Raw genomic sequence first — 12,597 nt, 5'->3', positions numbered from 1 at the left:
TGCAGTAAGCTAAGTCTGCTGATACAAACGCACCATGCCCTCAGGTCGCACCCACGATCGCATCACGCTTTGGAGCCTGCCCTTAGTTTTGCTGCTAGCGTTTCGGCTGACGCTGAGCTGGTGGCTCACCGGACTGGTGGGAATGGGCTTTCTATTTGGCGGGTTTATGTTTGGGCCAGATCTAGATGTGCGATCGTTGCAGTCGCGCCGTTGGGGCTGGTTTCGCTGGATCTGGGTGCCCTATCGCGGCAGTCTCAAACACCGATCGCGCTTTTCCCACGGCCCGATTATGGGAACGGTAGTGCGGGTGCTGTACCTGTCGCTGTGGATGGCTGTTGCAGGGCTGATCGGCGTAGAAATCATCAACACTCTGGGGCTGAGCGAAATTACCTGGACAGAAATCGGGCAGAGTGTTGGTCAATCTCTGAGACACTACTGGCGCGAGTGGCTGGCGCTGGTTGTCGGTTTGGAACTGGGTGCCCTCAGCCACTACACCAGCGACTGGCTGGTTTCTGACTACAAAAAGTCGCGTAAGCGCCGCCAGAAGCAGCGGAAATCTAAGCGAAAATGAGAGACTAAAAGGGTTTTCTCCAAAACCAAAATTTTCCATGACCCACGCTCAGCCTGATACCGCTAACAGCCTAATGCCGCCAATTCTCGCTGCCCTGCAGCGTCTTGTGGAAGTTGTAGCCCAGCTCCGCCATCCTGAAAGTGGCTGTCCTTGGGACTTAGCTCAGACGCCACAAACCCTAATTCCCTATGTGATTGAGGAAGCCTATGAGGTGGTAGACGCTATTCAGGTGGGCAGCCTTACAGATATTGCCGAAGAACTGGGAGATCTGCTGCTACAGGTTGTTCTGCAAGCACAGGTAGCTCAAGATGCCGGACAGTTCGATCTCGCCGTGGTAGCTAACGGCATTGCCGACAAGCTCATTCGCCGCCATCCCCACGTTTTTGGCGAGGCTGAAGCTACCAATATTGATGACATTCACCACACCTGGGAGCAAATCAAGGCCGCAGAAAAAGGGATACCGCACGAACCCAATAAGCTCACGCCCAAGCTGACCAAGTACAGCCGCACGCTGCCGCCGTTAATGGGCGCTATGAAAATTTCCCAAAAAGCAGCGGCAGCCGGGTTTGAATGGGAAACCATAGATGGGGTGTGGCAGAAGTTCCACGAAGAACTAGAAGAACTACGGCAGGCGATCGCTCATGAACCCAAAGCCAACCAGCAGGCTGAACTAGGAGACCTGCTGTTTACCCTTGTCAACATCGCTCGCTGGCATGACCTCGATGCCTCTGCGGCCCTACAGGGCACCAATCGCCGCTTTATTCAACGCTTTGCCCAGGTGGAGGCTGTAGCTGAGGGATCTCTGGCTGACTACAGCCTAGAAGAACTCGAAGCCCTTTGGCAAAAAGCGAAAGCTAAGCTGGCCCGTGAGGCTGATTAATTGGCGATCGCCGTGCTCGGCCAGGGCTGGGGACGGGCGATGCCGTATCCCTGTAGGTAGTCGACCCCAATTTGGCGCAGGTGCTGCATAGCTGTCTCAGTTTCGACAAACTCAGCTACAGTTTGCAGACCCATCACATGCCCTACGTGATTAATAGACTCGACAATGGCATAAGCTGTCGGGTCGTTGACCAGATCTAAAATAAAGCGCCCATCGATTTTGAGAAAGTCAACTGGCAGGGTCTTCAAGTAGGCAAAAGAGGACATGCCGCTGCCAAAATCGTCGAGAGCAAACCGACAGCCTAGAGCCTTAAGTTCCTGGATAAAGTGAGTGGCTTTGTTCAAATCTGAGATGGCAGCCGTCTCGGTAATTTCAAAGCAGATGGCTTCGGGAGCAATCTTATACTGATCAAATTGTTCTCGTAAGAACGCCAAGAAATATTTATCGTTGAGGCTAGCCCCCGACAGATTAAGCGCGTGCAGTTCGTAGGAAAAATTTGATGATGCCTGGGTTTTATGCTGCAAGGTTTCAAAACAGTTGCGGACTACCCAGCGATCAATTTCTGGCATCAGATCATAGCGCTCAGCGGCGGAAATAAAAGCTGAGGGTCGAATTAGCTGCCCCGCATCATCCACCATGCGCAGCAAGATCTCGGTGTGGGCCTGGTTAGCGCTGTTAGTAGCAGAAACAATCGGCTGGTGATACAGGCGTAGCTGACGCAGCTCTAGAGCCTGACGAACCCGAATGCTCCACTGGCGCTCTTGGCGCTGGTAGGTTAGTGTAGCGTCATCGGGCTGATAGACCTGTACCTGGTTGCGTCCGGCATCTTTGGCCGCATAGCAAGCGGCATCTGCTGCACTCATGACGCTCACCAAGTTGAGGCTGTCAGCATTGATCACAACCAGGCCAATGCTGACACCCACCCCAAAAGAATTGTTTTCCCAAACGAAGCGAAACTGATAAACAGCCTGCCGCAGTTCTTCCGCGATCGCGATCGCCCGGTCCAGCGGACACTGATAGAGCAAGATGCCAAACTCATCACCGCCTAGCCTTGCCAGGGTATCAATTGTACGGATACCGTTTCTGATCAGCCGCGCTAGCTGACGCAGCAGCTCGTCACCTGCTATGTGCCCGCAGGTATCGTTAACCACCTTAAACTGGTCAAGATCAAGGTAGCAGAGGACATGGTGCTGATTTTCCTGATGAGCACTTTCAAGTGCCTGAGTCAGCTTTTGCTCAAAGTAGTTGCGGTTAACTAAGCCCGTCAAAGTGTCATGGTTAGCCTGCCAGGAGATTTGCCGCGCTAGCTTGCGGGCCTGGGTAACATCACGAAAGACTAATACAGCACCAATCACAGTGCCTTTGCGATTGCGAATGGGCGCGGCGGAGTCTTCAATACTAGAGCGGGTACCCTCCCGGTGAATCAGGGCTGTGTGATTAGCTAGGCCCAAGATTACCCCTTCCCTGAGGACGCGCTCTACCGGGTTGGGAGCAGGTTCTAGGGTGATTTCATTGATAATCTGGAAAACTTCTAGTAGGGGACGCCCCTTAGCCTCAGCTTCGCTCCAGCCTGTGAGTTGTTCAGCAATGGGGTTGAAGTAAACCACATGCCCAGTGGCGTCAGTGGTAATCACCGCATCACCGATTGACCGCAGCGTAATTTGGGCCAGCTCTTTTTCTTCAAACAGAGCTTGTTCAGATCGCTTGCGATCGCTGATATCTCGAATAATTTGTAGAACCGTATCTTGGGTATAGGGTACCGTTTGAATCTCTTCATATTGCAGGCGATCGCCAATCCGTACCTGCTGTTCGTGGAGCTGAATTTCACCCGTTTCCAAAGCCTGATGACAAGCTGCCAAATGCCGCTGGACAATTTCAGGCGGGAGGAATGTCTGTAGCGGCTGACCGATGGGATCAAAGGTATCGTCCAGAATGTTGATGTCTGAATTTTGGCGCACTCGCTTCGTGTAATAGCCATCCCGATGCAAAATCATCATTAGATCTGGAATAGCCGAGAGAATGGTGCGGGTCTCAACCTCTTTTTCTACCAGTGCGTTCTCAGCCTGCTGCCGCTGGGTCACATCTTGAGCTAAGGACAAAATTGAAACGAGTTCGCCGGCGTCGTTGAATAGGGCAGAGTTATACCATTCGCAGTAAACGATTCCACCGCTCTTGGTGTAGTTGCGATTATGGATAATACTGCACGAAGTCTGACGGTTGAATAGTTCTGCCGCTGCTTGCTGGACAACCTCTGCGTCGGCTTCGTAAATAAATTGCCAGTCATTTATCTCTCTGCCGGCAACTTCTGCAAATGTCCAGCCGAAGATACTCTCCGCATTTTTCGACCACTGTTTCACGCAGAAGTTTTGATCCCACTCGATCACCGCAAGCGGAGAATTTTCAAAATGAAACTGTAGCTGCTGTAGTGCCTGCTGTAGCTGGAAAGCGGTTGCTCGCTGGGTCGTAATGTCTGTGATGGTGCCCACATAACCCGTAATCTTGCCTTCCAGGCTGCGTTCGGCAATGGCCTGTCCATACACCCAGGTGGTTTTACCCGCGCGATTTCTGAAACGATATTCTAGTTGAAAAGGCTGCCGGGTCTGAGCTGCTTTTGTCCATTCGGTATAGATTGTCTCTCGATCGTCTGGATGCAGGGCCTTCACCCAGCCCTCACCCAACGCTTCCATCAGCGTCAGTCCGGCAATTTGGCACCAGCGCTCATTCACATAAAGACAGTTACCTTCGACATCGGCACGAAAAATACCAACCGGAACCACCTCAGTCAGACTGGCATACTGAGACTGACTTTCTAGCAGCGTTTTTTCAATCACCTGACGCTGCTTGATTTCGGCCTGAGCCTGCTGGTATAGCTCACCTTGATGAATGGCGATCGCCACCTGAGCCGCTAACTGCCGTAAAAGTTCAATTTCGGTCTTTTTCCAGGTGCGTGGGGAACGGCACTGATGCGCTGCTAAAACGCCCCACAGCTCCCCCTCATAGTCAATAGGCAACACTAATCTTGCCTGAACACCATACTGCTGCAGACACTCTCTAAAAGCTGGTACGATGACCGCCGTACTGAGATCGCTATCGGCAATTACAAAGTCCTGAGAAATATTGAACTGTTGGCCTAATGGCTGAGAGTCAGGCAGTAAAACATTTTGCAAGGGCGGCCAGGGTGAAGCTACGGACTCAACTTGTACCTGCTGCTGACCGTCGGGTAGCAGGCGGTTGACTAAAACCCGATCTGCTTTCAGAAATTGACGAACTTCGTTTGCGGTAGTCTGAAGAATTGTTTCGATATCTAAAGACTGGCGAATACGCTGAGTCAGAGTGGTTAGCAGCTGATTGAATTCAAGCTGTTGAGACAGTTGCTGCACACGCTTAATCGCTCAAAGTAAGCTTCAAATTAGATGCAATAGCGTATCAAAAAATACGTTTTTCCTAAGTGATACTTATCACTTAGAAACATTCTTATCCTATCCCTGAGAACTTAGACTTCCCTAGAGATAAGCGACTGTCACACCAGTGCCGCCGTCAGCCTGAGCTGCCGCCTCCCATCGATCTACCTGAGGGTGACGCTTAAGAAATTCGTGGACACCTCGCTTCAGTTTACCTGTTCCATGCCCATGAATAATCCAGATGGGGCCATTGGCTCTAGCGATCGCCTCTTCCAACACTACCTCAGCTTCACTGACCCGCTGCCCGCGTAGATCGAAAGTGTTACGAGAGGTACGCACCGCTGGCGCTTTGGGGGGTGGGATCGCGGCAACCGGAGCGGGGGCTTTCGCCGGAATGTCGGCTTTTTCGCCTGATAACGACTCAATCTCGGCCAGGGAAACCGTCATTTTCATCAGGCCGAAGCGCACTGTCAGTCGGTTGTCGTTGTCGACCTCACTCAGCACTTCTGCGGTTTGGCCCAGGCTGGGAATGCGGACGCGATCGCCCGTTTTTGGCTTAAATCCAGGCTTGGGCTTATTAGGCGCTGGCGGTTGGGGAAGCTGCTGCTGGGCAATTTTGTCAATGGCTGCAGTTGCTTTTTGCGCTTCTTGGGCTTTAGGTTCTCCCTGCTGCAGTCGTCGAATTACCTTAGCAATTTCGCCTTTCGCCTCCGCGATCGCCGCTTGCACAGCCTGTTCCTGCTGTCGCTTGAGATCTTGCTCTCGTTCTTGAAGCTGCTGAGCCTTGGTGGAGACTTCCGCATGGAGCTTTTCGGCCTGAGCCAGCAGCCGCGCCGTTTCTTCAGCGCTGTTTTCCTGCCGTCGCCGCTGGGCTTCTAGGCCCGCAATCACCTGATTCACATCTTCCTGACTGCCAGCGCCGACATAGTTTTCGGCCTGAGCAATGACGGTTTCGTCTAATCCTAAACGGCGAGCAATGCTGAGCGCGTTCGATCGCCCCGGAATGCCCCACAGCAGCCGATAGGTAGGTGAAAGGCTGATGTCATCGAACTCCACCGAAGCATTTTCAAACCGCTCGTCCTCATATTTCAGCGCTTTGAGTTCGCCAAAGTGGGTAGTAGCAACGGTGAGCTGAGCGTGGTCGGCTAAATGCTGCAGCAGAGCGATCGCTAGGGCGCTACCTTCGGAGGGGTCAGTGCCAGCGCCAACTTCATCGAGCAGGACTAGGGCATTGGCGGGATGATCAGTCGTGGGCAGTGAGGAGGAAACCGTCGTGTCTGTCGTGTCACCGGTAGCCTCGGTTGCAGACGGGATAATTTCCTCAGAAGCGGCATCATTTCCGCTCTGAGCAGCAGTAAGCCGATCGAGAATGCGGCTGATGCGGCGAATGTGGCCGGAGAAAGTGGAGAGGCTTTGCTCAATCGATTGCTCGTCACCAATGTCGGCTAGGATTTGCTCAAACCAGGGAATCTCAACGGGTTCACGGGCAGGCACAAATAGCCCTGCTTTCGCCATCAGGGCGGCTAGGCCCAGCGTTTTGAGCGTGACGGTTTTGCCGCCGGTGTTAGGCCCGGTGATAGCGACGACTCGAATTTGTGGCTGAATAATAACGTTGATCGGGATAACCGCGTGGCCTTCTTCATGCTGGGCCTGCCAGACTAGCAGCGGATGCTTGAGCTGACGCAGTGTGGTCACTTCGGCTGGGGCCGTGAAACGGGGCGGATTGGCCTGCAGCCAGCGGGAATAACGGGCACGGGCCGTAGCTAGATCAAGGATTGTGGCGATCGCCAGCAGATGCTCTAGATCCGGCAGCACTTCGGCAACCTGCTCTGAAAGCTGCCGCAGAATTTTTTCTTCTTCTGTTTTTTCCTGTCGCTGCAGTTGCCGCAGGCGGTTGCCCATTTCAATCACGCTTTGCGGCTCAATATAGAGGGTGGCCCCGCTGGTAGAGGCGTCATGGACAATGCCGGGAATCGCATCTTTCTGCGGTGCTTTCACCGGAATCACAAAGCGATCGCCCCGCTGCGTAATCAACTGTTCCTGCACGGCTCCGGCCTGTCGCTGCAGAATCCGCTGCAGCTTCTGCTGAATCTGATCGCGCCCCTGCTTGAGCTGGCTGCGAATGCCTCCCAGCTTAGGGCTAGCGCGATCGGTCACATCGCCTAAGTCATCAATGGCGTGGTGAATGGCCTGCTCTAGCTCTGGAGAAGTGCGCAAATCAGCGATTAGTTCGCTCAGCACCGGCAAGTCATCAGCATGAGTATCAATCAGCCGCCGTAGCTGGCGCATTCCGTTCAGCGTCGTGGCGATCGCCAGCAGTTGTTTGCCAGATAGCATTCCCTGCTTCTCAACCCGCTCTAGCGCCGCGCTGATGTCTTCTACGCCGCTGAAGCTCAGCCCGGTCGTCTCGCTCTCTAGCCAGTCCACCTCCCGCGTTTGCGAGAGCAGGTACTCGCTACCTGCCTGACTATCAGGCAAATGCAAATGACGCGCCGCAATTGCCCCTAGCTTAGTGGCCGCAAAGGTGGCAAGCTGTTGACAAAGACGAGGCCATTCCAGCAAATCAAGCGTTTCAGATTGAATCAAGGTTAGCTATGCAATAAGGCTGATGTGGGTAGATTAGGAGTTGAATATCCGAAAAATGTGTTACGCGATCGCAACTGGGCCGTGCTCTTGAAAAACGAGCTAACGCTTAAGCCTCGATCTACAAAACAAAGTGAAATTACTCCTATTGATCAGTATAGAAGCCATAAAAGCTTTAAATTTTGCCAGGTAATTAGGCCATTTAGCTGGAGTTTCGCTAAAAAATTTAGTTTGAGTGGAAAACTATCGATAATTAAGCTGTGGTGAATCTACCTAAATCGGTTTTGAGACTGACAATTTTTAGCCGCTGACGGCTTCGGCTTCAGTGAATGCAGAACAGATCCTACCTAGCCTAGTTACAGGTCTAGCTGTGGCCACCGCCAGCCAAAACGCAAGCACAACTGACCAGTCAGCCAAAACGACAGATCGATAGTAGCCAGCCTGATAGCTTCACGTCCTATGGCCCACTTCTCCCTCAAGCGTTCTCTCTCCAAAGCGTCAGGCAAGCTGCCGCTGCGCAACGTGCTTGTGGTCTCCTTTGTGGTGCAGGTGACAGCCGTTGTCGGTCTCACCGCCTGGATTTCTTTTCGCAATGGTCAAAAGGCAGTTCAGTCCTTAGCAACTCAGCTCAGTCAGGAAATTAGCGCTCGCATTGAAGATCACGTGCAAGACTATCTGGTGCAGCCAACCTGGGCTTTGGAGCAGAGTCTGAGCGCGATCGCCAGCGGTGATCTATCAGCGACAGACTTAGCCTCGTTGGAACGCCACTTTTGGCACCAGCTACAGGCGGCTGAGTATCTAAGTAGCCTTTACTTTGGCAGCGAAACCGGAGCCTTTGTCGGTGTGCAGCGGCGCCAGGATGGCGAACAGGTACTTTGGTACACCGATAGTGACTCTGTACCTCAGCGAGCCACCTATCGCCTGAACGCTCAGGGCCGCCAAATTGAGCTGATGGATACCCAAACATACGATCCGCGCCTGCGTCCCTGGTATCAAGCGGCGGTTAGCGCTGGTGAGCAAACCTGGAGTCCAATCTATCGCTTTGCCTCCCACGACTATGCTCGGCTCGGCATTACTCCGGCTGCGCCTGTCTATGGCGATCGCGGTCAGCTTCAGGGGGTCTTAGCGGCTGATCTCACCCTTGAGCAAATTAGTGAATTTTTACGAGACTTGCGCATCAGCGAAAACGGTCAGGCATTTATCATCGAACGCTCTGGTGAAGTTGTCGCCAGTTCAGCTCAGGAGCTGCCCTTTGTCAGTACCCGTGAGCAGCCACAGCGCCTCCAGGCCACCGCTAGCCAGTCACCCCTGATTAAGAACACGGCTTTGGCCCTGCTAGAGGACTACGGCAGCTTTAATCAAATCAAGCGGGTGAAGCAGTTTAGCTTTCTGCTCAATGAGAGACGGCAGTTAGTCAGAGTGGTGCCTTTTCGAGATGGGAATCGACTGGACTGGCTGATTGTCACGGTGATTCCAGAAGCTGACTTTATGACCCAAATTGCCGCCAGCAATCGCAATACAGCTTGGCTATGCGTCGGCTCTCTGATTATTGCCAGCCTGATTGCAGCGATGACTTCTCGTTGGGTTGTCAAGCCAATTTTGCGACTCAACACTGCAGCCAAACAGCTAGCCGTTGGCAACTGGGATCAGCCTTTGCCCGAAGCCCGATTTGAGGAACTGGCTGAACTCGCTACGTCCTTTGAACAAATGGCAGAGCAGCTGCAGCATTCTTTTGAAACCTTAGAAACCCAAAATACGGAGCTACAGCACCTCGATCAGCTCAAAGACGAGTTTCTGGCTAATACCTCCCACGAATTGCGCACACCGCTAAACGGCATTATTGGCATTGCCGAGTCTTTAATCGATGGCGCGACCGGGTCTCTCCCCCCCCTAACGCGGGCCAACTTAGCCATGATTGTCACCAGCGGGCGGCGGTTAGCAACGCTGGTCAATGATATTTTGGATTTTTCCAAAATGCGCCATCAGACTTTGGCGCTTCAGCTCAAGCCTATTGGTCTTAGAGAAATTGCTGAGATTGTTTTAGCCCTCAATCGCCCTGGGGCTAGCGCTAAAAAACTACAGCTAATCAATGCTGTCTCGCCTCATCTACCAATGGCCCTAGCCGATGAAAATCGCATACAGCAAATTCTGCATAATCTGATTGACAATGCGGTCAAGTTTACCGAAACCGGCATGGTCGGCGTTTCGGCCCAGGTGAAAGCCAGCCCCCAGACTCGGGACGAATCAGAGGCTGAGGCTCTACCTGCCTCTGATTCAGATTTCATCGGCCAGCTCGCAGTCACAGTCTCTGATACAGGACTGGGAATTGCGCCTGAGCAGTTGCAGAAAATTTTTGAACCCTTCGAGCAGGGAGATGGCTCTACTACTCGCACCTACTCCGGTACCGGATTGGGGCTAGCCGTGACCAAGCAGCTAGTAGAGCTACATGGTGGCGTAATTCAGGTCGTGTCGCAAATAGGCGCTGGCTCGCAGTTCACTTTCACTTTGCCAATCGCTTGGTCACCTACCAAGCGGCTATTCAAGACCTCACCTACCAGCCCAGACCCATTAGACTCACCAGAAATTGTAATTCCGGTGGTAACTGAAATCGGCCCATTGACAACAGATTCTTCAGATTCCAATTTAGAAGAGGCTACCCAGCGGCTATCCCTCAATCCAGAAATACTGAAGATTCTAGTCGTAGATGATGAGCTAATTAACCGTCAGGTTATTGCCAATCATCTGCAAATCCACCACTACGGCGTCTTGCAGGCTGCCAATGGCCCAGAAGCACTGGATTTAATAGAAAAGGGACTGCGGCCAGATTTATTACTGCTAGATGTGATGATGCCGAAGATGACTGGCTATGAAGTCTGTCGGCGGGTACGCCAGCGCTTTCCGGCGCATGAGCTGCCAGTTGTGATGCTAACGGCTAAGGGGCAAATTCCCGACATTGTAGAAGGGCTAGATGCGGGGGCCAATGACTACCTAACAAAACCCGTTTCTAAAGACGAGCTAATTGCGCGGATCCGAACCCATCTGCGTCTCTCTAAAATCAATTTGGCCTATGGCCGTTTTGTACCTCAGGAGTTTTTGCAATTCTTGCAAAAAGACAGCATTGTGGACGTACATTTAGGCGATCAGGTGGAGCAGACAATGTCGGTTTTATTTGCCGACATTCTGGACTTTACGCAGCTGTCGGAGCAGATGACGCCAGCAGAAAACTTCCGCTTTATCAATGCTTTTCTCTCCCGCATGGAGCCAGCGATCGCGGAGTGTAACGGCTTCATCGACAAATATATCGGTGACGCCATCATGGCGCTTTTTAGTGGCCGGGCCGATGACGCCATCAAGGCTAGTTTGTCCATGCTGCAGCGCCTCGCCGATTACAATAGCAGACGTACTCGCAAAGGCTACGTGCCGATTCAAATTGGCATTGGTATCAATACCGGGCCGTTGATGCTAGGTACTGTCGGCGGTAAAAATCGGATGGATAGCACCGTTATTAGTGATACGGTCAACGTGGCCGCTCGCATTGAGCGGATGACTCGGCAATATCAGGTGTCGCTGCTGATCTCTCACTATACGTTTTTGCAGCTACAGGATATGGGCCAGTACAGTATGCGAGTAATTGACCGGGTACAGGCGAGAGGTAAAACCGAGTTTGTCAGCGTCTATGAGGTGTTTGATGCCGATCCGCCTCTGGTACGCGATCGCAAACTAGCTAACAAAACCGAGTTTGAAACAGCGCTCATTCTGTACTATCAGCAGAACTACCGCGAAGCCGCCCGTAAGTTTGCGGCCTGCCTGCAGGGAAACCCAGCCGATTCAGTTGCTCAAATTTATGTTGAGCAGTGCCATCGTCAAGTCGTCAGAGGATAGACCCACGTTAACCAGCGATCTGCTTATCTATCGGCTCAATGGTGAAAGCGTTACGCCCAAGCGCTTGGCCCTGACCGCTGCCAACCTCCAGACAGCCGAGGAATTAATTACCCTATTCCAGCAGGCAGTCGATCAGCCCCAATCCCGGCTCAACCAGCAGCTTCAGGAAATTGAAGGGGAAGAAACCGACTATCGCATCAAGCGTGGACTGGCTCATCTACTGCGCAGTGGCTTCAGCACCTTTGACATTGTCAGTCCCCTAGAGCCGATTGAACTACGCCAGCGCGTTTTTGCCCTGTCAGCCCAGAGCGTCTCCAGTCCGTCCCAGAGCGAGCAAACCTTGACGGTTTTGGCCCAGCAGCTTAGCCAAGAACTGGAGCGAGACGTAGAAGTCGCCCACATTCGCCAAGGACTCTATGCCGACCTGCAGGAAAATCGAATTTTAGTGGCTTTTGACCCACCTACTCCTGCAGCCCTGCTGCATCGCTACAACCTGTCCCAGGTACAGGGAGTTTTCTACCGTGCCAGCCAGATTACGCTCAACGTTCACCGCAACGATCCTGGTGAATACAAGCTGATGTTTCGCTATCTCAAGCTTTTTCGCCTCATGACCTACATCGAAGGCGACGCCGACCACGGCTTTACAATTGCGATTGACGGACCTACTAGCTTGTTCAAAGCCAGCACCCGCTACGGCCTAGATATTGCCAAGCTGATTCCGGCCATTCTGCATGTCACCCGCTGGAGCTTGACGGCTACGCTGCAAATTCGTGACAGCTACAGCAATACCACCCGACAGAAACAGTTTACGCTGGACGCCGACTGTGGTCTGGTCAGCCACTACCCGCCCGGCAAACCCTACGATAGTTTAGTAGAGGCCGCTTTTGCCGATCGCTGGAGCAAGCTTAAAACCCCCTGGCAGCTAGAGCGTGAAGTGGATTTAATTCCCCTGCCCGGCAGCGCCATGATTCCCGATTTTCGCTTAGTGCATCCCGATGGCCGCACCTATCTGCTTGAAATCGTAGGATATTGGCGACCTGAGTATCTGCGCAAAAAGTTCTATCAGGTGCAGCAGTCTGGACGCAGGGACTTAATTTTGGCCGTTTCGGAGCGGCTGAATTTAGATAAAGCAGGTATTAAGCTCAGCCAAACCCCTGCCAGGATTGTTTGGTTTAAGGATAAACTACAGCCTAAAGCAGTTTTGAGCCTGCTAGAGCCTACCGAGTGATATCGCCAGTGCCTTGCCGCGATATAGCTTGCATTTCTTGAGAAGTCTAGTG

At 52.6% G+C, this 12,597-nt stretch carries 6 protein-coding genes; 4 read left to right on the top strand and 2 right to left on the bottom strand.

What is annotated here, in order from left to right:
- Window positions 1-34 precede the first annotated feature (34 nt).
- Window positions 35-571 (top strand): metal-binding protein, encoded by a 537-nt coding sequence (locus QJQ48_RS12590; protein WP_346291586.1) that lies wholly within the window; start codon window positions 35-37, stop codon window positions 569-571.
- Between the two features lie 37 nt (window positions 572-608).
- Window positions 609-1,451, top strand: coding sequence for a nucleoside triphosphate pyrophosphohydrolase (gene mazG, locus QJQ48_RS12585; RefSeq protein ID WP_346291585.1), 843 nt, complete (start codon window positions 609-611; stop codon window positions 1,449-1,451).
- On the opposite strand, the gene QJQ48_RS12580 is transcribed toward mazG, so the two are convergent.
- Window positions 1,448-4,831, bottom strand: coding sequence for an EAL domain-containing protein (locus tag QJQ48_RS12580; RefSeq protein WP_346291584.1), 3,384 nt, complete (start codon window positions 4,829-4,831; stop codon window positions 1,448-1,450). The genes mazG and QJQ48_RS12580 overlap by 4 nt on opposite strands.
- A gap of 123 nt (window positions 4,832-4,954) precedes the next feature.
- Entirely contained in the window at window positions 4,955-7,438 is a 2,484-nt protein-coding gene (locus QJQ48_RS12575) for an endonuclease MutS2 (RefSeq protein ID WP_346291583.1), read from the bottom strand.
- A 456-nt stretch (window positions 7,439-7,894) separates the two neighbouring features.
- Between QJQ48_RS12575 and QJQ48_RS12570 the strand changes: the two genes are divergently transcribed.
- Window positions 7,895-11,317 (top strand): response regulator, encoded by a 3,423-nt coding sequence (locus tag QJQ48_RS12570; RefSeq protein WP_346291582.1) that lies wholly within the window; start codon window positions 7,895-7,897, stop codon window positions 11,315-11,317.
- On the top strand, window positions 11,280-12,545 hold the full coding sequence (locus QJQ48_RS12565) for a DUF790 family protein (protein WP_346291581.1): 1,266 nt from the start codon (window positions 11,280-11,282) through the stop codon (window positions 12,543-12,545). Before QJQ48_RS12570 ends, QJQ48_RS12565 begins: the two co-directional genes overlap by 38 nt.
- Window positions 12,546-12,597 lie beyond the last annotated feature (52 nt).

The sequence above is a fragment of the Sphaerothrix gracilis Ecp01 genome (genome assembly GCF_030405905.1).
Lineage (GTDB): Bacteria > Cyanobacteriota > Cyanobacteriia > Phormidesmidales > Phormidesmidaceae > Sphaerothrix > Sphaerothrix gracilis.
This window is presented reverse-complemented; position numbering and strand designations above follow the sequence as displayed.